Genomic DNA, 24,013 nt, shown 5'->3' with positions numbered 1-24,013 from the left:
GCGCTCCGCGCTCCGTCAGTCCGGCGCTCCGCGCTCCGTCAGTCCGGCGCTCCGCGCTCCGTCAGTCCGGCGCTCCGCGCTCCGTCAGTCCGGCGCTCCGCGCTTCGTCAGTCCGGCGCTCCGCGCCATGCGCCGGCGGCCTGCTCGAGCCGCGCCGCCGCCCGCAGGTTGCCCTCGGCGAGCCGCGCCTCCTGCTCCCGCCCGGCGCTGTGCGACACCGCGAAGCGCCCGCAGGCGAGGACCCGGTGCACCGCTGCGGCCCGCTCCATCGCGCCCGCCGGGTCCCCGTGCAGCGCTGTGCCGAGGATCGAGTCGCCGAGCGCGGTCAGGTCCTCGGGCGCCGGCCGGTCGGGCACCCCGGCGACGGCGTCCGGGACGGGCACCCACGTACGGCCGGCGGCGTAGATCCGCGCCGCCTCCGACGCCTGCCGCGTCAGCCAGGCCCGCAGCAGGTAGAGCGTCCACAGCGCTGCGGGGAGCCCGTCGTCCTCCGGCTCCGCCCACAGCTCGCGCAGCGCCTCGAGCCCGAGCGTCTCGTCGAGCCGCACGAGCTGGTCGGCGAGCTCCGGGTCCGCCGCGCCGGCCTGGAGGACGGCGGCGGCCGTCTCGTACGCGCGCTCGCGGCGCTGGTGCGGGTCCGCGCCCGGGTCCGGGTCGGCCCAGCCCAGCCCGGCCGTGGGGTACAGCAGGGGGCGGCGCGGGCGCTGCTGGCCCTCGGGCGGGGTGCGGTCGGGGCCGCCGTCGCTCTCCATCGCCTCCAGTCTGCCCCCTGTGCGCAGGAGGCTGGCCGGACGCCGCGGGGCTTGCACTCTGGGAGGGAGAGTGCTAATCATTGAGACTGGCACTCAGAACGACCGAGTGACAACGCGAGTGAGTCGACGAGGCCGGGCGGACCCGGTCGTCCGTCGCGGGCGTCGTCTCGCCGCGGGCACCCACCCTGGACCGGGAGGACCTGCACTACATGGCCAAGATCATCGCATTCGACGAGGAAGCGCGCCGCGGCCTCGAGCGCGGCATGAACCAGCTCGCCGACGCCGTCAAGGTGACCCTCGGCCCCAAGGGCCGCAACGTCGTGCTCGAGAAGAAGTGGGGCGCCCCCACGATCACGAACGACGGCGTCTCCATCGCCAAGGAGATCGAGCTCGAGGACCCGTACGAGAAGATCGGCGCCGAGCTCGTCAAGGAGGTCGCCAAGAAGACGGACGACGTCGCGGGCGACGGCACGACGACGGCGACAGTCCTCGCCCAGGCGCTGGTCCGCGAGGGCCTGCGCAACGTGGCGGCGGGCTCCAACCCCATCGCGCTCAAGCGCGGCATCGACAAGGCCGTCGCGGCTGTCTCCGAGCAGCTGCTGAACCAGGCCAAGGACGTCGAGACCAAGGAGCAGATCGCCTCCACGGCCTCCATCTCCGCTGCTGACACGCAGATCGGCGAGCTCATCGCCGAGGCGATGGACAAGGTCGGCAAGGAGGGCGTGATCACGGTCGAGGAGAGCAACACCTTCGGGCTCGAGCTCGAGCTCACCGAGGGCATGCGCTTCGACAAGGGCTACATCTCGCCGTACTTCGTCACCGACCCCGAGCGCATGGAGGCCGTCCTCGACGACCCGTACGTGCTCGTCGTCAACTCGAAGATCTCGTCGGTGAAGGACCTGCTCCCGCTGCTGGAGAAGGTCATGCAGGGCGGCAAGCCGCTCGCCATCATCGCCGAGGACGTCGAGGGCGAGGCCCTCGCGACGCTCGTCGTCAACAAGATCCGTGGCACGTTCCGCTCGGTCGCCGTCAAGGCCCCGGGCTTCGGCGACCGCCGCAAGGCCATGCTCGGCGACATCGCGATCCTCACGGGCGGCGAGGTCATCTCCGAGGAGGTCGGCCTCAAGCTCGACGGCGTCGGTGTCGAGCTGCTCGGCCGGGCGCGCAAGGTCGTCGTCACCAAGGACGAGACCACGATCGTCGAGGGTGCGGGCGACGCCGACCAGATCGCCGGCCGCGTCTCGCAGATCCGCCAGGAGATCGAGCGCAGCGACTCCGACTACGACCGCGAGAAGCTCCAGGAGCGCCTCGCCAAGCTCGCCGGCGGCGTCGCCGTCATCAAGGCGGGCGCGGCGACCGAGGTCGAGCTCAAGGAGCGCAAGCACCGCATCGAGGACGCCGTCCGCAACGCCAAGGCGGCCGTCGAGGAGGGCATCGTCGCCGGTGGCGGCGTGGCCCTGCTCCAGGCCGGCCAGGCCGCGTTCGAGAAGCTCGAGCTCGAGGGCGACGAGGCGACCGGCGCGCAGATCGTGCGCGTCGCGATCGAGGCCCCGATCAAGCAGATCGCCATCAACGCCGGCCTCGAGGGCGGCGTCGTGGTCGAGAAGGTCCGCAACCTGCAGTCCGGGTTCGGCCTGAACGCCGCGAACGGCGAGTACGTCGACCTCATCGCCGAGGGCATCATCGACCCGGCGAAGGTCACCCGCTCCGCGCTGCAGAACGCCGCGTCGATCGCCGGTCTCTTCCTCACCACCGAGGCCGTCATCGCCGACAAGCCGGAGAAGAACGCCGCTCCCGCCGCCCCCGGCGGCGGGGACATGGACTTCTAGTCCCGCTGCTCCACCAGTTCGTCCTCACGAGGGCGGTCCCGCTGCGGCGGGGCCGCCCTCGTGGCGTCCACGGGTACGTGCGGGCGCCCTCGCGCGCGCGGGCGTGCGGCGTGCGGGCCGCGTGCCGCGGTCAGTTGATCGGGCAGCCCGATCAGCTTCGCGCCGAGCCGCACGACGTGGTCGTCGAAGGGCTGGAACGTCGTCGGTCCGGCGTTCACTCGGTGCGGTCCGGGCATCGCGAGGTGTCCGGGCGACCTGGCACGAGGTGGGACCCAGGACGTGCATGATCACCGGGGGAGGGGGGTCTCCACGATCTGCATGATCACCAGGGAGGGGGGCCCAGGATTCGCATGATCACCGCGGGGTTGGCGCCCCAGGATGTGCATGATCACGGGGGGGGCGACGGGGGGAGGGGGCCCGGGATCTGCGTGATCACCGCGGGGGCGGGGTGATCACCAGCGCGCTGTACGCGCCCCGCTGGAGCCGGTACGCCACGGGCAGCACCGCGGTCACGCAGCCGTCGGCCTCGAGGGCGGCGCGGACCTCGGCCACCGGCGCGTACGCCGCGGGGTCGTGCGGCACGAGCGGGAAGACCCGCACCTCGCCGCCCGGGCGGCAGACCCGGACCAGCTCCCGTGCGGCGGCGACGTGGAAGGCCGGGTCGAGCCGGTCGGCGTAGGTGAAGAGCAGGTGCGAGCTCAGCACCAGGTCGAACGAGCCGTCGCTGAACGGCAGGTCCGGCAGCGCGGCCGCGACGTAGCGCTCGGGCGAGACCCGCAGGTCCCAGGCGAAGCGCGCGGCGGCCGCGGTCCGCTCGGCCGCGTGCTCCTCGGGTCCCGCGAAGGTCGTCCACGCGTAGCGCTCGGCGTGGGCGGCGATGCCGCGGGCGCCGGCGGCGGTGTCGTCCAGGGCGCGGACGGCGACCTCCCCCGCGGGCAGCGCGTAGACCGGGTCGGCGGCGGTGACGCGAGCGCCGAGAGCCGCGGCCTCCGCGGCGAAGCTGGCCGCGCCGCCCGGGCAGTCGAGCACGTCGCGCCCGGCGAGGGCGGCCGGGTCGAGGCCGAGCATGGCGGCGTACTCGCGCAGCGACCGCGCGGTGACGAGGTAGTCGGGGAGCAGGGTGGGCACGAGGACTCCTCCTTGGAGGTCCGGCGCACCCAGCCGGAGCGTCCGCGGGCCGCCGGAGGGGCGGCTGCGGACGTGACGTCGAGCGTCGGGTCAGGAGCAGGCCGCCGAGCGGCGCCACTCCGTCCGCGAGGTCGGGCGGGACGTCATGGCCCGTACCGTAACCGCACGCGACCGCGGCGTCGAGCGCGTTCCGGCCCTGTGGCAGGCTGTGTCCGGAATGCGAGGGGAGTCACCGATGCGCACGTTCGTCGCAGATCCCGTGACGGAGCTCGTCGCCGAGCACGCCGAGGGGCCGCGCTGGGACGCCGGCCGCGGCGAGCTGGCCTGGGTCGACATCCCGGCGGGCCGGGTCCACCGCGCCGTGCCGCGCGAGGGGCGGCTCGAGCTGCTGCCCGGGCTGCAGCTCGACGTCCCGGTCGGCGCGGCCAACCCGGTCACCGGCCACGACGGCTGGATCCTCGCCGCGGGCACCGGGTTCGTCCATGCCCGGCTCGCCGAGGACGGCACCCAGCAGCTCGAGCAGCTCGCCCGCCCGGACGCCGGCCGCGAGGACGACGTGCGGATGAACGAGGCGGTCTGCGACCCGGTGGGGCGCCTGCTCGCGGGCACCATGGCGTACGACCAGCGCCCGGGCGGCGGCCGGCTGCTCCAGGTCGACCTCGACGGCAGCGTGCGCACCCTCGTCGCCGACGCCACCGTCGCCAACGGCCTCGCCTGGAGCTCTGACGGCGCGACGGTCTACTGGGCCGACAGCGGGCCCGGCCGGCTGACCGCCCACTCGTACGACCTCGAGACCGGCGAGTTCGGGCCCGGCCGGCTGGTCGAGCAGCGCTCCCGCGACCAGGGCGTCAGCGACGGCATCGCCATCGACGACGAGGACTGCCTGTGGGTCGCGCGGTTCGGCGGAGGCGCGGTCGACCGGATCAGCCCCGAGGGCGAGATCCTCACCGTCGTCTCCCTGCCCGTCGAGCAGGTCACGGCCGTCGCGTTCGCCGGGACGACGCTCTACATCACGACCTCCCGCGAGGGCCTCGACGCCAGCACCGTCGCCGGACAGCCGCACGCGGGCAAGGTCTTCGCCGTGGACGCCGCCGTCTCCGGGCCGCCCGCCCGGGCGTTCAAGGCCCAGCTCCCGAGGGACTAGAGCGCCCCTAGCGGCGCGACCACCTCGCCGGCCTCCTCGCACACCCAGCACGGGTCCGGGCCGAGCTCCGGCTCGACGCGCAGCTCGTGCGCCTCCTCGTGCAGCAGGCACGACGGCCAGCGGGTGCCGGCCTCGTCGAGCAGCCGGTCCTGCAGGTCCTGCGCGACCTGGCCCGCGACGACGTCCGCGCCGCCCTCCCACGCCTCGACCCACCAGCGCCGCTGCTCCAGCACGGTCTCGACGAGCTGGAGGTGGATCCCGTCGGTCAGCATCCGCGAGGCGAGGTCGTGCAGGAGCAGGGCGCGGGCGGCCAGGAGCGGGTCCGTCATGCCCCTCATCCTGCCCGTACGCTGCGCAGATGACCGTGCTCGTCGACACCGCCATCTGGCCGTGGAGGGACCGGCTCTGGGCCCACCTGGTGAGCGACGAGTCCTACGACGAGCTGCACGCGTTCGCGGAGCGGCTGGGCCTGCCGCGCCGGGCCTTCCAGGGCGACCACTACGACGTCCCCGAGGACCTGCGCGAGCGGGCGGTCGAGCTGGGCGCCACCGCGGTGACCGGGCGCGAGCTCGTCACCCGCCTGCGGGCGGCGGGGCTGCGGCGGCCCCGAGGCGAGCGGCCTCCCGGCTGAGGTTGGCGCGCGCGGCGGGCTCCCACGCCGCGGCGCCCGCCGTCCGGTAGACGCGCGGGCGGTCGAGGAAGCTCCGGAGCACGCGCAGCCGCCCGGCGGCGAAGGTGGCGTCGTCGTACGCGGCGTACTCCGCGCGGACGTCGGCGGCGTACTCCTCGTAGCGCTCCAGCGGCGCGGAGAGGATCCAGAGGTCGGCGTCGCAGAGCACCGCGCCGTCCCGGTCGCCGGGCCCGGGGTCGTGCGACGCCGTCAGCCGCACGAGCCGGACCACCTCCGCGAGGCGGTCCGGCTCGACCAGCCCGGCGAGCTCGCGCTCGGCGAGCAGGGCGCTGGCCTCCTCGTCCTCGCCGGCGCGCCCGTCGTAGACCGCGTCGTGCGCGTACGCCGCGAGGCGGACGACCTCGAGGTCGTCCGCCTCCTCCCCGAGCAGCGCGACAGCGGCCAGCACCTCGGCGAGGTGCCGCGCGTCGTGGTAGCGCCGGCCGGGAGCGGCGTACGCGGTGGCGAGGCGCGCGAGCGCGTCGTCGAGGCCGGGCACCCGGGTCAGGCGAGGAGCGCGACGGCCTTGCGGGCGGCCGTGGTGAGCGCCGTGCGGCTCGTCGAGCTGTCCACCGAGCTCAGGCTCGAGCTGCTCGTCGTGGTGAGGCTGCCCGCGATGATGACGACGTGGCTGCCTACGAGGTAGAACAGGCCGCGCTCGACGCTGTTGACCTTGATCGTGCGCCCGGACTGCGTCGTCGAGCCCTTGGCCGTGAGGACGATCGCGAAGGCGGCCGAGGAGCCGGGGACCCGCGACGCCGACGTGACCTTGACCGTGGTCTTGACGCCCTTGAGGACCTCACCGAGCGAGCAGGTGCGCGCCTTGGACTTGGCCGCCGCGAAGGTGGACTTCGCGCCCGCCGCGGTCGGCGTCGCGAGCACCGACTCCTCGACGGTGATGGCGCGCACGGTGCCCTTGGGTGCCGAGAGCTTGCGGGCCAGGCCGGTGACGCCCACGAGGCTGCCGGACGGGCTCTTGACCCCGCAGGACCCGGAGTCGGCGGTGTCCTTCTCCACGGTGGGCTTGACGACCACGGTGTAGCCCGGGAGCTGCTTGGCGGTGATGAGGTGCGCCTTGAGCGAGGAGGAGCTCGGCGCCGCCGACGCGGCGCTCGGCAGGAGGACGGGGGCCGCGAGGGCGGCGGCGGCGAGGACGGGCGCCAGGCGCCGCGGGGAAGCAGTCATGATCGCCTGCGTTCCCCACCGCGGGGCGGCCCACTCCTCCGACCTGCGCGGACGCGGGCTCACCCGACGAGGCGCGCGACCTCGCAGCCGGCCAGGAGCAGCGCCCCGACCCCGAAGTCCTCCTCCGCCGTCACCGGCACCGGCTGGCCCGACTCCGGGGAGTCGCCGGGCGGCTGGACCCGGCCCACGCTGCCGTCGGGGGCGACGGCGGCGACCAGCGCCTGCCAGCCCCTCGCCACGGCCGGGAGGGTGGCCCCGCGGTCGAGCATCCCGAGGCGCACCCCGGCCGCGAGCGCGTAGACGTGCAGCGCCGTGCCGCTCGTCTCCGGCACGGGGAAGTGCCCCGGCTGCCCGAGGTCCACCGACCACGCGCCGTCGGCGCGCTGGGTCGCGAGCAGCGAGCGGGCGACGCCCTGCAGGTTCGAGCGGTACTCCGGCCAGCGCCCGTGGCGCGGCAGCGTGCCGAGCACCTTGGCGTGCGCGGCGGCCGCCCAGCCGTTGCCCCGCGACCAGAACTCCGGGCCGCCGACGAAGCGGGCGTCGCGCCACCAGAGCTCGGCGTCGTAGGAGTAGAGCCCGCGGCGGTGCTTGGTGTCGGCGTACATCGTCCAGAGCTTCGTCGCGTACGCGTCGTCGCCCGTCAGCGCGGTCACCCGCGAGAGCACCGGCATCGCCATGTGCAGCGCGTCCACCCACCACCAGGCGTCGTCCGGCCCGGCGACGACCTCGTCGGCCGCCGCGACGACGGTCCGCACGAGGGCGCGGTCGCCGGTCAGCGCCGCGAGGTCGAGGTACGCCTGCGCCGCGCAGAGGTCGTCGGCCGTACGGGCCCCCGGGGTCCCGGGCACGGCCCGGTCGTTGGCGTCCGCCCACGCTCCCGCGTAGCGCAGGTAGCGCGGGTCACCCGTCAGGCGGGTGAGGGCGAGGTGGCCGCCGAGGTAGGTCGAGCGCGCCCAGTCCGCGTCGCCCGGCGCGGGGTGGTCGGCGATCCACGCGTCGTCCACCCGGCGCAGCAGGCGCAGGACGTCCGCGCGCAGCGGCAGCCGGGAGCTGGGGGAGGGCAGCAGGCGCCCGGTGCGGGTGGTGCGGGTGGCGCCGCCGAGGGCGAGCAGGGCGCCCGCGCCGAGGACGCTGCGCCGGCTGAGGCTCCTGTGCCCGTCACCCACGTACGCCACCGTAGCGCGCGCCGCGCGACGCCGGATGGCAGTGTGGCGGCCATGGACGAGCTCACGCTGCTGGACTGGCGCCGCCGCGTCTCCGAGCTGTACGCCGCGGTGCGCGCCGAGCCCGTCCCCGAGCGGGCGCACCGGCTGTGGCGCGCCGGCCGCGACGACCTGCTCCGCACGCACGCCCAGTCTCCGCTCCCGCCCGACTCGCCGCTGCGGGAGACCGGGGTGCCGTGCTGGGACTACGACCCGGCCGTGCGCTTCGAGCTCCCGGTGGTGCCGGTCGAGGACGGCGTGGTGCGCCGCGTCCCGACCGGCGACGTCACGATCGTCCAGCGCCTCGTCGGTCGCGTGGACCTGCCCGAGCCGGTGGGGGGGAGCCTCGGGGTGTGGGAGCTGCAGCAGTACGCCCAGGGCATCTTCGTGCCGCTGCGCGACGCGACCGCCGGCACCACGACGTACGGCGCGGGGCGCTACCTGCTCGACACGGCGAAGAGCGCCGACCTCGGCGGGACCGCGGACACGCTGGTCATCGACCTCAACTTCGCCTACCACCCGTCGTGCCGCTACGACTCGCGCTGGGTCTGCCCGCTCGCCGCGGCGGAGAACCGGCTGGAGCGGCCCGTTCAGGCGGGCGAGCGGCTCGCCTGGTAGGCGCGCCACGAGCCGGTGGCCGTGATGTCGGGCGCGCCCTCCGTCGCGCTCGCCTCGCAGAGGAAGCCGGTCAGCGCACTGCCGTCGTCGAGCGTGACGGTGCCGAGGACCATCGGGCGCGGCAGCGCCGCGAGGAACGGCCCGAGCTCCGCGGGGGGCACGTCCCAGAGCTCGCCGGCGATGCTCGCCCCGCCCTCGCCGACGCGGACGAGGCCCGGCTTCTCAGGCGTCGTCGCCAGGGCGTGCAGGCGGTAGTCGGCGGTCGTCCGCACCTCACGGACGAAGCGGCTGCCGACGGAGGTGAGCTGCCCGTTGAGCGGCAGCCCGCGCAGGTGGGCCCCGAAGACGACGAGCGGCAGCCCGCTCGGCTCGTCGGCGAGCGGCGCGCCCCCGAGCAGCGCGGCGACGTCCGCCGCGACCGCGTCCGCGTGGGCCCGGGCGACGACCGTGACCCCGAAGGGCCGGCCGTCGGCCTCACCGGCGGGCACGGCGACGGCCGAGAGGTCGAGCAGGTTGCAGGAGTTGGTGTACGTGCCCAGCCGGGAGTTCACCGCCACCGGCGCGGCACGGACCTCGGCGATCGTCGGGTGGTCCGTCGTGGTGGGGATGAGCAGGGCGTCGGCGTCGCCCCACTCCAGCATCGCCTCGGCCCGGAGCTGCTCGAGGCGCTCCTGGTCCCGCACGTAGTCCGCGGCCCGGATGTCCCTGGCGGAGCCGATGATCCCGGCGACGACCGGGTCCACCTCGCCGGGATGCGCGTCCACGAACTCGCCCACCGCGGCGTAGCGCTCCGCGACGAAAGCCCCCTCGTAGAGCAGCTTCGCCGCGGCGAGGAACGGAGCGAGGTGCACCGGACGCAGCACAGCGCCTGCTGCCTCGAGGGTCTTCGCCGCCGCCTCGAACGCGTCGCGCCAGGACTCGCTGAGGTGCAGCAGCTCCTCACGCGGGGGGACGAGGACGACCGGCGCCGGCGGTGCGGCGCGCGGGGCGTCGGCGCGGACCGGGTCGGCCATGACCCGCAGCGCGTCGCGGCCCTCGTCGAGGGTGCGCGCGAAGACGGTGATGCAGTCGAAGCTGCGGCAGGCGGGCACGAGCCCCTCGCTCGGGACCGTGCCGACGGTCGGCTTCAGCCCGACGATGCCCTGGAAGGCAGCAGGAACCCGGCCGGAGCCCGCGGTGTCCGTGCCGAGCGCGAGATCCGCCACACCCGCGGCGACGACGACCGCGGAGCCCGAGCTCGAGCCGCCGGAGATGCGCTCGGGATCGCGCAGGTCGCGCACCGCGCCGTACGGGCTGCGGGTGCCGACCAGCCCGGTCGCGAACTGGTCGAGGTTGGTCTTGCCGAGCACGAGGGCGCCGGCGTCGACGAGGCGCTGGACGGCGGTGGCGCTGCGCTCCGGCACGTACGCGAAGGCGGGGCAGCCGGCGGTCGTGGGCAGACCGGCGACGTCGAGGTTGTCCTTGACGGCCAGCAGCTTCCCGGCGAGCGGCAGCACCTCACCGGCGGCGACCCGCGCCTGCAGCGCCTCCGCGTCCCGCACGACGTCGTCCTCGGCCCGCAACGTGATCCAGGCCTCCGGCCGGTCGGCGGCGGTGTTGGCGGCGTACGCGTCGCGGACGCGCTGGACGAGGTCGACCGTGCTCACGAGGGGCTCCCGAGGACGACGAGGGGCGCGCCAGGGGTGACCTGGGTGCCGGGGGTGACGAGCACGTCGACGACCTCGGCGTCGTGCGGGGCGGGGACGACGGTCTCGAGCTTCATCGCCTCGAGGGCCAGGAGCGGCGAACCGGCGCGTACCCGGTCACCGGGGCGGACGTCGACGCGCCAGACGCTGCTCGTGAAGGGCGCCTCCACGAGCGAACCACCTGCCGGGACGGAGACCTCGCCTGCCGCAGGTGGTGCCGGGGGCTCGGGCCGCGGGTCGAACTCGCCCGCCGCGGCCCATGCGTCGCGCTCCGCGCCGAACGCCTCCGCCTGCTGTGCCCGGAACTCCGCGATGCTGCCCGCGTTGTCGGCGAGGAAGGCCTCGTAGTCCGCGAGGGCGAAGGAGCCGTCGTCGATGCGCACGTCGTGCCGGCCGGCCGCGGTGTCGGCCCGCAGGTCGAGCAGCTCCTCGGCGCTGACGGGGTACCACGAGATGCGGTCGAAGTGCCGCAGCAGCCAGGGAGACCCCGCCTCGAAGCCGCCGCCCTGGCGGAAGCGCGACCAGACCTGCGTCGTGCGGCCGACGAACTGGTAGCCGCCCGGTCCCTCCATGCCGTAGATGCAGAGGTAGGCGCCGCCGATGCCGACGGCGTTCTCCGGGGTCCACGTGCGGGCTGGGTTGTACTTCGTCGTCACCAGCCGGTGCCGCGGGTCGAGCGGGGTCGCGACCGGCGCGCCGAGGTAGACGTCGCCCAGGCCGAGCACCAGGTAGCTCGCGTCGAAGACCGTGCGGTAGACGTCGTCGACGCTGTCGAGTCCGTTGACCCGGCGGATGAACTCGATGTTCCAGGGGCACCAGGGGGCGTCGTCGCGCACGCCCGCCATGTAGCGCTGGATCGCCTCGCGCGTCGCGGGGTCGTCCCAGGACAGCGGCAGGTGCACCGTGCGGCTCGGGACCACGAGCTCGGAGGTCGCGGGGAGCTCGTCCTCGAGGCCGCGGACGAGCGCCAGGGCGTCACGCACGGACAGCCGGTCCGGGTCGAGCTTCACCTGCAGGGAGCGGATCCCCGGCGTCAGGTCGACGATCCCCGCGGCACCCTCGCTACGCAGCCGGTCCATCAGCGCGTGGACGCGCATGCGGAGGCCGAGGTCGAGCGCCATGGGGCCGTACTCGACGAGCAGGTTGTCGTCGCCGGAGCGGCGGTAGGTCACGCTCGGACCGGCGGCCGACTCCTCGCGCGCCCCGATCACGCCCTGGTCGGCGATCTCCGTGCGGTGCAGGGAGGTGGCGGGGGAGGCGCGCAGCCGCCGGGCCTCCTGCTCGGCGACCGGCACGAAGCGCACCGTGTCGCCCGGTCGCAGCTGGCCGAGCTTCCAGCGCTCGCCGGTGACGACCGTCGCCGGGCAGACGAAGCCGCCGAGGCTCGGGCCGTCCGGGCCGAGCAGGATGGGGGTGTCGCCGGTGAAGTCGACGGCGCCGACGGAGTACGGCGTGTCATGGATGTTCGACGGGTGCAGGCCCGCCTCGCCGCCGTCCGTGCGCGCCCACTGGGGCTTCGGGCCGACGAGGCGGACGCCGGTGCGCGCCGAGTTGAAGTGGACCTCGAAGGAGGTCGCGTAGAACGTCGCGATGTCCTCGTCGGTGAAGAAGGTCGGCGCCGCGTGCGGGCCCTCGACGACGCCGATCTCCCACGCGTGGGTGAGCGTCGGCGCGGTCACCGGCTCTCGGGTGCTCGAGGGCGCTGCTGCCGCCCGCAGGACGTCCCCGAGCCGGAGGTTCCGCCCGCCGTGTCCGCCGAACTGGCCGAGGGTGAAGGTGCTGGCACTGCCGAGGTAGGCCGGGACGTCGAGGCCGCCGGCGACCAGCACGTAGACGCGCAGGCCGGGCCCGTCCGCGCGCCCGACGTCGAGCGTCGCGCCGGCGGGGACGTCGACCGGCTCCCACTGCGGGACCAGCACGCCGTCCACCGTCACCGTGACCGGGGCGCCGGTGATGCACACCGTGGTGCCGGAGGTGAACCGCAGGGCCGGCCCGTCGACGGCGCACTCGAGGCCGGGTGCGCCCTCGGGGTTGCCGAGGGCGCGGTTGCCGAGGCGGAAGGACAGGTCGTCCATCGGCCCGCTGGGCGGGACGCCGACCTCCCACAGGCCCGCGCGCCCCGGCCAGTCCTGCACGGCCGTCTGCGTCCCGGCCCGCTCCACGACGATCCGCGGCTCGGCGTCGTCGATGCCGCCGAGCGTCGAGGTGGAGTGCCGTGCTGCCAGCACGTCCTCGTCCGCCAGCGACGCGCGCAGCAGCCCCAGGTTGGTCTCGATGCCGTCCACGCGCGTGGCGACGAGCGCCTCGCGCAGCCGGGCGAACGCCTCCTCGCGGGTGCTGCCGGTCGCGATGACCTTCGCGAGCATCGGGTCGTACGCCGTGGTGACCTCGGTGCCGGCCTCCACCCACCCGTCCACGCGGACGTCGTCGGGGAAGCTGACGTTCGTGACCAGGCCGGCGCTCGGCTGGTGGCCGCGTGTCGGGTCCTCCGCGTAGACCCGCGCCTCGACGGCGAACCCGCTCTGCTGCAGGGGTTCCTGCACGACACCGGTCTCACCCTGGGCCAGCCGCAGCATCTTCTCGACCAGGTCGACTCCGAACACCTCCTCGGTGACGGGGTGCTCGACCTGCAGGCGGGCGTTGACCTCGAGGAAGGACGCGACCTCGCGCTCGGCGTCGTAGACGAACTCGACCGTGCCGGCGGAGCGGTATCGCACGGACGCGGCGAGCGCCGCAGCGGAGCCGTGGAGGGCCTGGCGCACGGCGTCGGGCAGGTTCGGTGCCGGCGCCTCCTCGAGGACCTTCTGGTTGCGCCGCTGCAGGCTGCAGTCGCGGTCACCCAGGACGACGACGCCGCCGAGCCCGTCGCCGAGCACCTGGACCTCGACGTGGCGCGCCCGCTCGACGAACCGCTCGAGGAAGACCCCGCTGCTGGCGAAGCTCGCCGCCGCCATCCGCTCCACCCGCGCGTACGCGTCGGCGAGCTCCGCGGCGTCGCGGCAGACCTGCATGCCGATGCCACCACCACCGCCGGTCGCCTTCAGCATCACGGGGTAGCCGATGGTGCCGGCGGCCTCGAGCGCGGCAGCCACGTCGGGAAGGAGGTCGGTGCCCTCGATCATCGGCACGCCTGCTGCAGCGGCGAGGGCGCGGGCCGTGTGCTTCGCCCCGAACGCCTCGAGCTGCTCGGGTGTCGGGCCGACGAACACGATGCCCGCGGCCTCGACCACCCTTGCGAAGGACGCGTCCTCGGACAGGAAGCCGTAGCCCGGGTGGATCGCGCCGACGCCGTTGGCCAGCGCCGCGTCGAGGATCGCGTCCGTGCGCAGGTAGGACTCGCGCGACGGCGCGGGGCCGAGGCGTACGGCCACGTCCGCCATGCGCACGTGCGGCGCGGAGCGGTCGGGGTCGGAGAAGACGGCGACCGTCTTGAGGCCGAGCCGCTTCGCGGTCCGCTGGATGCGGCAGGCGATCTCGCCGCGGTTGGCGACGAGCAGCGTGTCGAAGGTCATGACCGGTCCTTCAGCTCGACGGTGCGGTGACGACCATGCGCACCGGCGTGGGGTCGAACCCGTTGCAGGGGTTGTTGATCTGCGGGCAGTTCGACACGAGGACGAGGACGTCGCGCTCGGCGCGCAGCGCGATGCGCAGCCCGGGGGCCGAAATGCCGTCGACGATGCCGAGGCTGCCGTCGGGGTCGACGGGGACGTTCATGTACCAGTTGACGTTGCTCACGAGGTCGCGCTTGCCGAGGCCCCACTTCGCGCCCTCCAGCAGGAAGTTCTCGACGCAGGCGTGCTGGTGCTGCGTGTGGTGGCCGTAGCGCAGGGTGTTGGACTCCTTGCTGCACGCGCCGCCGACGGTGTCGTGGCGTCCGACCTCGTCGGCGACCACGGTGACGAGCGGAGCGCCCTCGTTGCTGAGCAGGACGCTGCCGGTGGTGAGGAAGATGCCGCCCTGCGCGGCGATCGTGTCCTGCGCGCTGTAGCGCTCGGCGGTGTCGTGCGCGTCGTAGAACAGGCAGTCCACGGCCTGGTTGCCGCCGAGGTCGACGATGGTGAGCACGTGCCCGGCGCGGACGACGGCCGACCACGGCGCGCGGGCCGGGACCGTCTCGTCGAGGACGACGTCGCCGGCGACGAGGGCGAGTGCGGTGGTCGTCGTGGTCATGAGATCCCCCGTGCTGCCAGGTAGTCCTGCGTGTTGAGGAAGGCGCGCTCGCCCTCCGGGGTCAGCCCCCACAGCTCGTCGCCCGGCCGCGTCGGCTCGCCGCGCCAGGCGTGCAGGCGCAGCGGGCCGGTCTCGTACGTCGCGCGCGGGTCGAGCGGGTGCGGCACGTTCGCGAGCAGCACGTGCAGGTCCATCTCCGCGCGCAGCTCGACGACCGCACCCCGGCCGGCGGAGCCGAGCCACGCGAACGTCCCCGTCGCGCTGTCGACGCGGACGCCCTGGAAGAATGCCATGCTGGGCGGGAGGTCGCGCTTGCTCAGGCCGTGCTTCGCCGCCGCCAGCGTGAGGAGCTCGCGCCCGGCGGGTGTCGGTCCGAAGGCCGTTCCGTCGCCGTAGCGCTGCTCGTTGCGCGCCTTCGTCGAGGTGCCGCAGAACGTGTCGTGGCGGCCCGAGGTGTCGGTGACGACGGAGGCCAGCACGCGGCCCTGGTCGGACAGGAGCAGGTGCCCGGTCGTGACGTAGGCCTGCCAGAGGACCTTCACGGTGTCGGCGATGTTCAGCCGCTCGTGGGGGCCGGCCGCGTTCAGCAGGACGACGTGCGCGCAGGCGTCGCCGGTGAGGTCCTCGAGGCGCAGCGTGGTGCCCCTCGCCACGGTGAGCGAGGTGTAGCCCCCGCCCGCCACGGTCTCGGCGCGGACGAGGTCGATGGCATCCACGCCCGCCGGCGGTGCCGCAGCCGTGGCAGGCAGCACGGGCATCGCCTCGACGACGGTGCCGGCCATGGACCGGGCGTGGGCGCGGGCACCCGCCGTGGTGGCGGTGCTCATGCGCCGGTGCCGGTCGTCCGCGGGGCCGGTGCCACGCTGCCGGGGCGGGTCGCGGGGGCGTCGAGGGCCATGGCGATCCCTTTCAGGGAAGGAGAACCTGTCACATGACAGGCTCCCCTTCTGCTGTGGTGCCGTGGTTTCCGCTCTGTAACGTTCGCGTAAGCGAATGGGCGTCGAGTGTTTCGGCCAGGGTCCTGTGCGCGAAAGCGCCTGCCGCAGACGCGGTTGTGGAACGATCGCGGCATGCCGACCTCGTCGTCCACGCGGGAGCTCATCCTCGACGTGGCGGCTCGCCTGTTCGCCGAGCGCGGGTACGCCGCGACCCCCACCAGGGCGATCGCGGACGCTGTGGGCATCCGCCAGGCCTCGTTGTACTACCACTTCCCGAGCAAGGAGACGATCCTCGTCGAGCTGCTCCGCTCGACGGTGCGCCCGTCGCTGGACTTCTGCGCCGACCTCGCCGCGCGGGGCGTGCCCGCCCCCGAGGCCCTCCACGCGCTCGTCAGCTTCGACGTGGGGCTGCTGCTGCGCTCGCGCGGCAACGTCGGCATCCTCTACTCGCTGCCGGACGTCGGCGGCGAGCCGTTCGCGCCGTTCATGGAGGAGCGGGCGCAGCTGCGCGAGGCGTACGCCTCGCTGGCCCGCCGCGCGCTCGGGGACGGGGTGCCGGAGGTCACCGCCGACCTCGTGCTCGGGCTGGTGGAGGGGATCATCGCGCTGCGCCGCGACGTGCCGGAGCTCCCGCCGGTCGAGGGGCTGCAGCAGGCCGTCGCCGACGCGGCGCTGCGGATGCTGCGCGGCTCAGCCGCGTAGGGCGCCGCGGTCGACCTTCCCGTTGGCCAGCAGCGGCAGGGCGTCGACGAGGTGGACCTCGCGCGGCGCGGCGTAGGCCGCGACCTGCTCGCGCACCCAGGCGCGCAGCTCGTCCGGGCGCGCGCTGCCGATGACGTACGCGGCGAGCGCGTCGCCCCGCCGCACCACCGCGCAGCGCACGACGCCCGGGTGCGCGGCCAGAACGGACTCGACCTGCAGCGGGTGGACCTTGCGGCCGCCGAGGTTGAGCACGTCGTCGCGGCGCCCGAGCACGGTCAGCCTGCCCTCGGCATCCAGCTCGCCCTCGTCTCCGGTGCCGAGCCAGCCGTCGGCGTCGCGGCGCATCCCCCCACCGACGTAGCCGGGAGCCACGAGCCCGCCCCGCAGCCAGACCTCGCCGTCGCGCAGCTCCACCTCGAGCCCGCGGGCGGGACGACCGCTGGCGCCCGCGGCGACCGCAGGCTCGTCGCCGAACCCGTGCACGCCCGGCCCGTGCGTCTCCGTCAGCCCGTAGATGCCGAGCGCCCGCGCCGCCGGCAGCGCCGTGCGGATCCGCGGGAGCAGGTGCTGCCACGGCGCGCCGCCGACCGCCAGGGTGTGCAGGGGAGCCGAGAAGCCGGGCAGGGACAGGCACGTCTCCCACCAGGCGGCGTAGCTCGTGGCGAACCGCACGTCGTGCCTGACCAGCGCATCGGCGAAGGCCCGGGGCGTGGCACCCGCGCAGAGCAGCGCCGTGCCGCCGGTGAGCAGGGCGGGCAGCACCGCCGAGGGCAGTGCGCCGACCGAGGCGAACGACATCGGGCACGCCGTGGTCCAGCCCGGCTCGAGCGGGACGCGGTCGAGGTAGACCTGCGTGGCCGCGAGGATGCCCTGCTGCGTCAGGCGGACCAGGCGTGGCGTCCCGCTCGACCCGCTCGTCGGCACGAGGTGGACGTCGTCGCGGGGCACCCACCCGCGGGCGGCGGCGCGGAGCGCGGCGTGCACCGCTGGTCCCGCGGCCGGGTTGAGCAGCAGCGTGCTGCCGCCCGCCCCCGAACGCGCGAGGAGCCGGACGAGGGTGTCGACGTCCTCGCCGCTGGTCTCCACGTGCAGCCCCGGCTGCGCGTCCGCCCCGTCGAGCAGCCGACCCAGCTCGGCGTAGGTCACGACGCGGCCCGAGGCGAGCTCGCGGACGGCGGGCTCCGGCGCGTACGTCGTGCAGGCGTCGCGCACCGCCTCCAGCAGGCTCACGCGACGCGGCTCGCGAGGAAGCGGGCGGCCGTCGGCAGCTCGGCACCCCAGAAGGCCGCGTCGTGGGCGCCCGGGCCGAAGGAGGCGACGGCCGCGTGCGTCCCGTGCGCCAGGCGGCGCGCGGCGGGGGCGAAGGGGTCCTGGGCGCCGCACCAGACACCCAGGCCGTGCCCGTGGAGTGCGGGCAGGTGGCGCAGCGGCTCGGCCGCCTCCCAGTCGGCCTGGGAGCTGAAGGCGTGCCTGGCCCGCGCCTGCCCCCAGTCGAGGAAGAGCGCCGGGCTGAGCACGGCGACGGGGTGCGCGGTCCGACGGGCCCACAGCAGCGCGCCGAAGCCGCCCATGGAGATGCCGAGCGCACCGCGGACGGGCCCCAGGCCGAGCTCCGCCAGCCAGCCCGGCACCTCGTGCTCGAGCATCGCCTGCGGGTCGTCGTCGCCCCTCCGGTGCCAGTACGCGTCGCCGCCCGAGACGGCGGCCACGGCGTACGTGCCGGTGGCGTCGACCGCCCGCTGGAGCCCGAGGTCCAGGAACGTCCGCGGGCTCGCGCCGCGCCCGTGCAGCGCGAGCACGACGGGGAGCGGCGTGCGCGGCCCCGCCGGCCGGACCACGACGAGGTCGACCGTGCGGCCGCGGGCCGCGGAGTGCCGCGTCGTCCGCAGGACCGGCCCTGCCGCCTCCGCGTGCCCGCAGCCGAGGACCGCGGTGAGCGGGGCGGCCGCGGCGGCGCGCAGGAGCGTACGGCGGGGCAGCACGCGCTCACGCTAGCCGCTGGGCGCCTAGCCTGACCGGCATGCGCAGGCCGGTCGTCGTCACGGGCGTGGGCGCGGTCAGCGCGCTCGGGATTGGCGCCCCGACCCTGCTCGCCGGGGCGCTCGCGGTGGCCGACGGCCCCGTCGTCCGGCTCGACCCCGCGCTCCTCCCGCGGCTCGGCTCGTCCGCGGACGTCGTCTCCCGTGCGGCGGTCGCAGCCGCCCGGGAGGCGCTGGGCGGCCGCCGGGTCGTGCCCGAGCGCACGGGGGTGGTGCTGGGAGCGGGCCTCGGCGGGCTGTACGCGTGGGAGCGCGCCGTCCGCGCGCAGGACCGGGGCGCGTCCGTGTCGCCGGCGGACTCGGTGGCGTTCATGCCCGGGGCGGCGGCTGCGGCGGTGGCCCGCGACGTCGCGGCGCTCGGGCCGTGCCGCGCGGTGAGCACGGCGTGCGCGGCGGGGACGGACGCCGTGGCGCTGGGCGCGGAGCTCGTCGCGTCGGGCCGCTGCGATCTCGTGCTCGTGGGCGGCGCCGAGGCAGCGGCGACCGACGCGAACGCCGCGGCGCTGCGCCGGCTCGGCGCGCTCTCCCCGTCCGGACGGGCGCGGCCGTTCGCGGGCGACGGGCTGGTCCTCGGCGAGGGGGCGGCGGTGCTCGTGCTCGAGCCGGAGGGTGCGGCGCCCGCCCTGGCCCGGGTGGCGGGGTCGGCGGCGGGCTTCGACCCGGCGGCCCTCGTGGAGCCGTCGCGCCGGCTGGCCGGTGTCGTCCGCGGCGCGCTGGAGGACGCGTCGCTGGCGCCGGGCGACGTGGCCGCGGTGGACGCGCACGCCACGGGCACGGTGGCCGGGGACGCGGCAGAGCTGGCGGCGCTGCAGGAGGTCTTCGGCACGTTGCCGCCGCTCGTCGCGACCAAGGGCAGCACGGGGCACACGATGGCGGCGGCCGGCGCCCTGGACGCGGCGGTGGCGGTGCTCGCGCTGCTGTCGCCCGAGATCCCCTGCACCGACGCGGCGGGGGCCCAGGGCACGCGGCCCTGGACCCCCGGTCCGGTCGTCTCGGTCTCCGCCGGGTTCGGCGGCTACCTGGCGGCGCTGGTGCTCAGCCCCGCCTGATCGCGCGGGTCAGCCCCGCGCGCGGCGCAGCAGCGCCCAGGTCGTCGGCAGCACGGCCGTGGCGAGCGCGATCTTGATGCCGTCGCCGACGAAGAACGGGACGGCACCCTTGGCGACCGCGGTGCCGAGGCTGAAGTGCGCGACTGCCGCGAGCCACGGCACGCCGCACGCGTAGACGACGAGGTTGCCGAGGACCATGGCGACGACCGTGCGGCCGACCTCCTTGTCCCAGCCGCGGTCCGCGAGCGCGCCCACGAGCAGGCTCGCGAGCAGCATCCCGACGAGGTAGCCGCCGCTCGGCAGGTGCAGCACGGCGAGCCCGGAGTGGCCCTGGCTGAAGATGGGGGCGCCGGCGAGCCCGACCGCGAAGTACGCCGCGAACGTCAGCACGCCGAGGCGGGCGCCAAAGGCGGAGGCGAGCAGGAGCACCGAGAACGTCTGCAGCGTCAGCGGCACCGGCGTGAACCACAGCGGCACGGACACCGCGGCGCCGGCCCAGAGGAACAGCACGCCAGCGGCGACCAGGGCGGCCTCGGTGGCTGCGGAGCTGCGCGGCAGCACGGCCCGGCGCAGGGTGACGGCGTTGGTCGTCAAGGGGAGGCCCCTCTCGTCTCGGTCTTCGTCGCGGCGCTCCGCGCAGGGAGGAATCTAGACCACCCGTGTTTCGTGCCTGTCACGCGACAGACGAGCCCCAGTGCGTCCCCCTCGTGATCATGCACATCATGGCCGCCCCCCACGTCGCCGTGATCATGCACATCCTGGGCGCCCCCACTTCGCCGTGATCATGCACGTCCTGGGGTGCTAGGAAGTGCATGATCACGGGGAGGTGGAGGATGGGCGCCATGACCGGCCTGTCGGGGACGACCGCCACGCGTGCGAGCACGGAGTGGTGGCGCTCGGGCGTCGTCTACCAGGTCTACCCCCGCTCGTTCGCCGACTCCGACGGCGACGGCGTCGGTGACCTCCCGGGCGTGACCGCGCGCCTCGACCACGTGCAGCGACTCGGCGCAGATGCGGTGTGGCTGACGCCGTTCTTCCGCTCACCGCAGGCGGACCACGGCTACGACGTGAGCGAGTACTGCGACGTCGACCCGTTGTTCGGGACGCTCGCGGACGCCGACGCCCTGGTCGCCGCCGCGCACGAGCGCGGCCTGCGGGTCATCGTCGACCTCGTGCCCAACCACTGCTCCGACCAGCACCCGCTCTTCCAGGCGGCGCTGCGGCCAGGAGCGCCTGAGCGCGCGCTGTTCCACGTCGCGACGAGCGCCGACGGGCCTCCCAACGACTGGCCGAGCGTGTTCGGCGGGCCGGCGTGGACGCGGCTGCCCGGCAGCGACGACTGGTACCTCCACCTCTACGCCCCCGAGCAGCACGACTGGAACTGGCGCGAGCCGCGCGTGCACGAGATGTTCCGCGGTGTCCTGCGGTTCTGGCTCGACCGAGGGGTCGACGGCATCCGCATCGACGTCGCGCACGGGCTCTACAAGGCCGAGGGGCTGCCCGACCTGCCCGAGGGGTACGCGCCGGAGCCCATGCGGCTGCGGGGGAATCCGCACGCCTGCGACCAGGAGGAGGTCCACGACGTCTACCGCGAGTGGCGGCGCATCGCGGACTCCTACGACCCTCCGCGCGTCCTCGTGGGCGAGGTCAACCTCTCGCCGGAGCGCGCCGCGCGCTTCACCCGGCCCGACGAGCTGCACCAGGCGTTCGCCTTCGCGCTCGTCAGCGCGCCGTGGGACGCCGCCAGCTGGGCGGAGACCGGAGCGGAGCTGCTGCGGACTGCCCGTCCCGTGACCTGGGTCGTCGAGAACCACGACGTGGCAAGGGTTCCTACCCGCTACGGCGGTGGGGAGCACGGCTTGCGCCGGGCACGCGCCGCCCTGCTCGCGGTGCTCGGGCTGCCGGGCGCGGCGTACGTCTACCAGGGGCAGGAGCTCGGCCTGCCCGAGGTCGACGTGCCGGAGGAGGCACGGCAGGACCCGGCGTGGTTCCGCAGCGGGGTGACGCGGGACGGGTGCCGCGTACCCCTCCCGTGGCGGCAGGACCCCAGCACTGCCAACGGATTCTCCGTCGCCGGGGAGTCGTGGCTGCCGCAGCCCGAGGGCTGGGGCGAGCTCAGTGTCGCGCTGCAGGAGGCCGATCCCGCGTCGACCCTGCACCTGACCCGCGCCGCGCTCCGGCTGCGGCGCACCCTGCACGAGGAGGGACTGCTGTCCGTGGACGACGAGGTGGAGTGGGACGCGCGCGACGGTGTGCTGACGGCGCGCCGTGGCGACTTCGCGCTGGTGGTCGCCATGGGCGACGGACCCGTTGCGCTGCAGGGGGACCTGCTGCTCAGCAGCGAGCCGCTGGACGCGGCCGGCCGTCTGCCCGCCGACGCCGCAGCCTGGGTACGCGCATGATCGTCCTGCTCGACCTCGACGGCACGATCTCCGACCCGTACGTCGGCATCCGCAACGCCTGGCGCTTCGTCAGTGAGCGGCTCGGCCTCGCGGTGCTCGACGAGGAGCAGCAGCGCGCCGCGATCGGGCCGCCGCTGGAGGACACGCTGCTGTCGCTCGGCCTCGACGACCACGCGGTGCAGCAGGGGGTCCACGCCTACCGTTCCTACTACGACACCACCGGGCTGTTCGAGAACACCGTCTACCCCGGCATGCCCGAGGTGCTCGAGGAGCTCGGTGGGACGGCGACGCTCGCGCTCGCCACGAGCAAGCCCGCCGACACGGCGGCGCGGATCCTCGACCGCTTCGGCCTCGTGCACCACTTCGCGGTCGTGGGCGGCGCGACCCGGGACGGCAGCGTGCGCCGCAAGGCCGACGTCGTGGCCCGTACGCTCGCCGAGCTGGGCAGCCCCGACCCCGCCGACGTCACGATGGTCGGGGACCGGCTGCACGACGTGCACGGCGCCGGGCAGCACGGCGTCCGCTGCCTCGGCGTGCGCTGGGGCTACGGCGCTCCGGGCGAGCTCGAGGCCGCCGGCGCGTACGCGGTGGCGGAGGCCCCGGCGGACATCCCGCGCCTGCTCCCCTCCCCAGGATCTGCATGATCACGGGGAGGGGGCGCCTCCAAGAAGTGCATGATCACGGGGAGGGGCGCCCCCGGGATCTGCATGATCACGGGGGAGGGGGACGGGGGCTACTCCGCTCCGGGCTGGTCCGCTCCGGGCTGCTCCGGCTCGGGCTGGTCGGCCTCCGGCTCGCGCTTCGTGCCGTCCGCGTCGTAGCCCGCGAGGATGTCGTCCGCGTCGACGATGCGGTAGGCGTAGCCCTGCTCGGCGAGGAAGCGCTGCCGGTGCGCGGCGAAGTCCTGGTCCACCGTGTCGCGGGCGACCACGGAGTAGAACCGGGCGGCGCGGCCGTCGGACTTCGGGCGCAGCACCCGGCCGAGGCGCTGGGCCTCCTCCTGGCGTGACCCGAAGGTCCCCGAGACCTGGATGGCGATCGCCGCCTCCGGCAGGTCGATGGAGAAGTTCGCGACCTTGGAGACCACGAGCTTGGTGATCTCGCCGGAGCGGAACGCCTCGAAGAGCCGCTCGCGCTCCTTCACCGTCGTCTCGCCCTTGATGACCGGCGCCTGCAGCCGCTCGCCCAGCTCGTCGAGCTGGTCGATGTACTGCCCGATGACGAGCAGCCGGTCGGCGCTGTGCTGCTCGACGAGCTTCTCCACGAGCCGCGACTTCGTCGCCGTGGTCGAGCAGAGGCGGTAGCGCTCCTCGGGCTCGGCCGTCGCGTACGCCAGCCGCTCGGAGTCCGTCAGCGTCACGCGCACCTCGACGCAGTCGGCCGGCGCGATGTAGCCCTGCGCCTCGATGTCCTTCCACGGCGCGTCGTAGCGCTTGGGCCCGATGAGCGAGAACACGTCGCCCTCGCGGCCGTCCTCGCGCACCAGCGTCGCGGTCAGCCCCACGCGGCGGCGCGCCTGGATGTCCGCGGTGAAGCGGAACACGGGCGCGGGCAGCAGGTGGACCTCGTCGTAGACCACGAGGCCCCAGTCGCGGGCGTCGAACACCTCGAGGTGCGGGTAGACGCCCTTCCGCTTCGTCGTCAGCACCTGGTAGGTCGCGATCGTGACGGGCCGGATCTCCTTCTTGGAGCCGGAGTACTCGCCGATCTCGTCCTCGGTCAGCGTCGTGCGCTTGAGCAGCTCGTGGCGCCACTGCCGCGCCGAGACCGTGTTGGTCACGAGGATCAGCGTGGTCGCCTTCGCGCGTGCCATCGCCGCCGCGCCGACGAGCGTCTTGCCGGCGCCGCAGGGGAGCACGACGACGCCCGAGCCGCCGTGCCAGAAGCCCTCGACCGCCTCGCGCTGGTAGGAGCGCAGCGTCCAGCCGTCCTCCAGCAGCTCGATCGGGTGCGCCTCGCCGTCGACGTAGCCCGCGAGGTCCTCGGCCGGCCAGCCGAGCTTGAGCAGCACCTGCTTGAGGTGGCCGCGCTCCGAGGGGTGGACGGCGACGGAGTCGGGGTCGACGCGCTCCCCGATCAGCGGCGCGACCTTCTTCGAGCGCAGCACCTCCTCGAGGACCGGGCGGTCGGTCGAGATGAGCACGAGCCCGTGCACGGGGTGCTTCTCCAGGCGCAACCGGCCGTAGCGGTCCATCGTGTCCGCCACGTCGACGAGCAGCGCGTGCGGCACCGAGTAGCGGCTGTAGCGCAGCAGCGTGTCGATCACCTGCTCGGCATCGTGCCCGGCGGCGCGTGCGTTCCAGAGCCCGAGCGGGGTGAGCCGGTACGTGTGGACGTGCTCGGGCGCGCGCTCCAGCTCGGCGAACGGCGCGATGTCGCGCCTGGCCTGCTCGGCCGACGGGTGGTCGACCTCGAGCAGGAGGGTCTTGTCCGACTGGACGATCAGCGGGCCGTCGGTCACGCAGGCTCCTCGCAGACGCGCGGGACGGTTCCCGCGTAC

22 protein-coding genes are annotated in these 24,013 nt (G+C 74.9%); 8 read left to right on the top strand and 14 right to left on the bottom strand.

The features are described from left to right. Positions 1–107: 107 nt before the first annotated feature. The gene (locus tag EV189_RS14730) at positions 108–752 is read right to left on the bottom strand and encodes a hypothetical protein (protein WP_130493664.1); all 645 of its coding nucleotides are present in this window, start codon (positions 750–752) and stop codon (positions 108–110) included. A 209-nt stretch (positions 753–961) separates the two neighbouring features. On the opposite strand from EV189_RS14730, the gene groL reads away from it, so the two are divergent. Further along, entirely contained in the window at positions 962–2,581 is a 1,620-nt protein-coding gene (gene groL, locus EV189_RS14725; RefSeq protein ID WP_130493663.1) for a chaperonin GroEL, read from the top strand. A 432-nt stretch (positions 2,582–3,013) separates the two neighbouring features. Here the strand turns inward: groL and EV189_RS14720 are convergent, their stop codons facing one another. Then, positions 3,014–3,709 carry a methyltransferase domain-containing protein gene (locus EV189_RS14720; RefSeq protein WP_231116406.1) on the bottom strand — a complete coding sequence of 232 codons (696 nt, stop codon included), beginning with the start codon at positions 3,707–3,709 and terminating at the stop codon, positions 3,014–3,016. Positions 3,710–3,944: 235 nt separating this feature from the next. Between EV189_RS14720 and EV189_RS14715 the strand changes: the two genes are divergently transcribed. Continuing rightward, on the top strand, positions 3,945–4,853 hold the full coding sequence (locus EV189_RS14715) for an SMP-30/gluconolactonase/LRE family protein (RefSeq protein ID WP_165400319.1): 909 nt from the start codon (positions 3,945–3,947) through the stop codon (positions 4,851–4,853). Here EV189_RS14715 and EV189_RS14710 read toward each other — a convergent pair. Continuing rightward, positions 4,850–5,182 (bottom strand): hypothetical protein, encoded by a 333-nt coding sequence (locus tag EV189_RS14710; protein ID WP_130493661.1) that lies wholly within the window; start codon positions 5,180–5,182, stop codon positions 4,850–4,852. The genes EV189_RS14715 and EV189_RS14710 overlap by 4 nt on opposite strands. 29 nt (positions 5,183–5,211) lie before the next feature. On the opposite strand from EV189_RS14710, the gene EV189_RS14705 reads away from it, so the two are divergent. Then, entirely contained in the window at positions 5,212–5,484 is a 273-nt protein-coding gene (locus tag EV189_RS14705) for a DUF4031 domain-containing protein (RefSeq protein ID WP_130493660.1), read from the top strand. Here EV189_RS14705 and EV189_RS14700 read toward each other — a convergent pair. Genes EV189_RS14700 through EV189_RS14690 form a run of 3 tightly spaced genes read right to left on the bottom strand, consistent with a single transcriptional unit; the run spans position 5,426 to position 7,874 of the window. Then, positions 5,426–6,022, bottom strand: coding sequence for an HD domain-containing protein (locus EV189_RS14700; protein ID WP_231116405.1), 597 nt, complete (start codon positions 6,020–6,022; stop codon positions 5,426–5,428). The two genes, EV189_RS14705 and EV189_RS14700, sit on opposite strands and share 59 nt — an antisense overlap. 5 nt (positions 6,023–6,027) lie before the next feature. Then, positions 6,028–6,708, bottom strand: a complete 681-nt coding sequence (locus tag EV189_RS14695) for a hypothetical protein (RefSeq protein ID WP_130493658.1) — start codon at positions 6,706–6,708, stop codon at positions 6,028–6,030. 59 nt (positions 6,709–6,767) lie between these two features. Further along, positions 6,768–7,874: a glycoside hydrolase family 88 protein gene (locus tag EV189_RS14690; RefSeq protein ID WP_130493657.1), complete on the bottom strand. Its 1,107-nt coding sequence runs from the start codon at positions 7,872–7,874 to the stop codon at positions 6,768–6,770. Positions 7,875–7,925: 51 nt separating this feature from the next. Between EV189_RS14690 and EV189_RS14685 the strand changes: the two genes are divergently transcribed. Beyond that, a complete protein-coding gene (locus tag EV189_RS14685; RefSeq protein WP_130493656.1) occupies positions 7,926–8,528 on the top strand; it encodes a DUF1684 domain-containing protein in 603 nt (200 codons plus the stop codon). Here EV189_RS14685 and atzF read toward each other — a convergent pair. The 4 genes from atzF to EV189_RS14665 are packed head-to-tail and all read right to left on the bottom strand — an operon-like array spanning position 8,501 to position 15,210. Beyond that, positions 8,501–10,174 (bottom strand): allophanate hydrolase, encoded by a 1,674-nt coding sequence (atzF, locus tag EV189_RS14680; protein WP_130493655.1) that lies wholly within the window; start codon positions 10,172–10,174, stop codon positions 8,501–8,503. The genes EV189_RS14685 and atzF overlap by 28 nt on opposite strands. Then, positions 10,171–13,725: an urea carboxylase gene (uca, locus tag EV189_RS14675; RefSeq protein WP_130493654.1), complete on the bottom strand. Its 3,555-nt coding sequence runs from the start codon at positions 13,723–13,725 to the stop codon at positions 10,171–10,173. The genes atzF and uca overlap by 4 nt, the downstream gene beginning before the upstream one ends. Before the next feature lie 10 nt (positions 13,726–13,735). Continuing rightward, complete coding sequence (locus EV189_RS14670; protein WP_130493653.1) at positions 13,736–14,383, bottom strand: urea amidolyase associated protein UAAP2; 648 nt, start codon at positions 14,381–14,383, stop codon at positions 13,736–13,738. Continuing rightward, complete coding sequence (locus tag EV189_RS14665; RefSeq protein WP_130493652.1) at positions 14,380–15,210, bottom strand: urea amidolyase associated protein UAAP1; 831 nt, start codon at positions 15,208–15,210, stop codon at positions 14,380–14,382. The genes EV189_RS14670 and EV189_RS14665 overlap by 4 nt, the downstream gene beginning before the upstream one ends. Before the next feature lie 243 nt (positions 15,211–15,453). Here EV189_RS14665 and EV189_RS14660 point away from each other — a divergent pair, with 243 nt between their 5' ends. After that, on the top strand, positions 15,454–16,023 hold the full coding sequence (locus tag EV189_RS14660; RefSeq protein ID WP_130493651.1) for a TetR/AcrR family transcriptional regulator: 570 nt from the start codon (positions 15,454–15,456) through the stop codon (positions 16,021–16,023). Here the strand turns inward: EV189_RS14660 and EV189_RS14655 are convergent. Further along, complete coding sequence (locus EV189_RS14655; RefSeq protein ID WP_165400318.1) at positions 16,012–17,253, bottom strand: ANL family adenylate-forming protein; 1,242 nt, start codon at positions 17,251–17,253, stop codon at positions 16,012–16,014. The two genes, EV189_RS14660 and EV189_RS14655, sit on opposite strands and share 12 nt — an antisense overlap. Continuing rightward, the gene (locus tag EV189_RS14650) at positions 17,250–18,005 is read right to left on the bottom strand and encodes an alpha/beta hydrolase (RefSeq protein ID WP_130493649.1); all 756 of its coding nucleotides are present in this window, start codon (positions 18,003–18,005) and stop codon (positions 17,250–17,252) included. Before EV189_RS14650 ends, EV189_RS14655 begins: the two co-directional genes overlap by 4 nt. Before the next feature lie 38 nt (positions 18,006–18,043). On the opposite strand from EV189_RS14650, the gene EV189_RS14645 reads away from it, so the two are divergent. Beyond that, positions 18,044–19,111 carry a beta-ketoacyl synthase N-terminal-like domain-containing protein gene (locus tag EV189_RS14645; RefSeq protein ID WP_130493648.1) on the top strand — a complete coding sequence of 356 codons (1,068 nt, stop codon included), beginning with the start codon at positions 18,044–18,046 and terminating at the stop codon, positions 19,109–19,111. A gap of 9 nt (positions 19,112–19,120) precedes the next feature. Here EV189_RS14645 and EV189_RS14640 read toward each other — a convergent pair whose 3' ends face one another. Continuing rightward, complete coding sequence (locus tag EV189_RS14640) at positions 19,121–19,705, bottom strand: biotin transporter BioY (RefSeq protein ID WP_231116404.1); 585 nt, start codon at positions 19,703–19,705, stop codon at positions 19,121–19,123. Between the two features lie 248 nt (positions 19,706–19,953). Here EV189_RS14640 and EV189_RS14635 point away from each other — a divergent pair, with 248 nt between their 5' ends. After that, a complete protein-coding gene (locus tag EV189_RS14635) occupies positions 19,954–21,513 on the top strand; it encodes an alpha-amylase family glycosyl hydrolase (RefSeq protein WP_130493647.1) in 1,560 nt (519 codons plus the stop codon). Then, the gene (locus tag EV189_RS14630) at positions 21,510–22,157 is read left to right on the top strand and encodes an HAD hydrolase-like protein (protein ID WP_130493646.1); all 648 of its coding nucleotides are present in this window, start codon (positions 21,510–21,512) and stop codon (positions 22,155–22,157) included. The genes EV189_RS14635 and EV189_RS14630 overlap by 4 nt, the downstream gene beginning before the upstream one ends. An 89-nt stretch (positions 22,158–22,246) precedes the next feature. Here the strand turns inward: EV189_RS14630 and EV189_RS14625 are convergent, their stop codons facing one another. Beyond that, positions 22,247–23,974, bottom strand: a complete 1,728-nt coding sequence (locus tag EV189_RS14625; RefSeq protein ID WP_130493645.1) for a DNA repair helicase XPB — start codon at positions 23,972–23,974, stop codon at positions 22,247–22,249. Positions 23,975–24,013 lie beyond the last annotated feature (39 nt).

This window comes from Motilibacter rhizosphaerae, from assembly GCF_004216915.1.
GTDB classification, from domain to species: Bacteria; Actinomycetota; Actinomycetes; order Motilibacterales; family Motilibacteraceae; genus Motilibacter; species Motilibacter rhizosphaerae.
This window is presented reverse-complemented; position numbering and strand designations above follow the sequence as displayed.

Excerpts from the sequence above, each read along its gene's own strand:
- EV189_RS14635 (WP_130493647.1), top strand. The coding sequence starts at position 19,954 with ATGACCGGCCTGTCGGGGACGACCGCCACGCGTGCGAGCACGGAGTGG.
- EV189_RS14705 (WP_130493660.1), top strand. The coding sequence starts at position 5,212 with ATGACCGTGCTCGTCGACACCGCCATCTGGCCGTGGAGGGACCGGCTC.
- EV189_RS14685 (WP_130493656.1), top strand. The coding sequence starts at position 7,926 with ATGGACGAGCTCACGCTGCTGGACTGGCGCCGCCGCGTCTCCGAGCTG.
- EV189_RS14730 (WP_130493664.1), bottom strand. The coding sequence starts at position 752 with ATGGAGAGCGACGGCGGCCCCGACCGCACCCCGCCCGAGGGCCAGCAG.
- EV189_RS14660 (WP_130493651.1), top strand. The coding sequence starts at position 15,454 with ATGCCGACCTCGTCGTCCACGCGGGAGCTCATCCTCGACGTGGCGGCT.
- EV189_RS14715 (WP_165400319.1), top strand. The coding sequence starts at position 3,945 with ATGCGCACGTTCGTCGCAGATCCCGTGACGGAGCTCGTCGCCGAGCAC.
- EV189_RS14670 (WP_130493653.1), bottom strand. The coding sequence starts at position 14,383 with ATGACCACGACGACCACCGCACTCGCCCTCGTCGCCGGCGACGTCGTC.
- EV189_RS14645 (WP_130493648.1), top strand. The coding sequence starts at position 18,044 with ATGCGCAGGCCGGTCGTCGTCACGGGCGTGGGCGCGGTCAGCGCGCTC.
- EV189_RS14710 (WP_130493661.1), bottom strand. The coding sequence starts at position 5,182 with ATGACGGACCCGCTCCTGGCCGCCCGCGCCCTGCTCCTGCACGACCTC.
- EV189_RS14630 (WP_130493646.1), top strand. The coding sequence starts at position 21,510 with ATGATCGTCCTGCTCGACCTCGACGGCACGATCTCCGACCCGTACGTC.
- EV189_RS14695 (WP_130493658.1), bottom strand. The coding sequence starts at position 6,708 with ATGACTGCTTCCCCGCGGCGCCTGGCGCCCGTCCTCGCCGCCGCCGCC.
- EV189_RS14665 (WP_130493652.1), bottom strand. The coding sequence starts at position 15,210 with ATGAGCACCGCCACCACGGCGGGTGCCCGCGCCCACGCCCGGTCCATG.
- uca (WP_130493654.1), bottom strand. The coding sequence starts at position 13,725 with ATGACCTTCGACACGCTGCTCGTCGCCAACCGCGGCGAGATCGCCTGC.
- groL (WP_130493663.1), top strand. The coding sequence starts at position 962 with ATGGCCAAGATCATCGCATTCGACGAGGAAGCGCGCCGCGGCCTCGAG.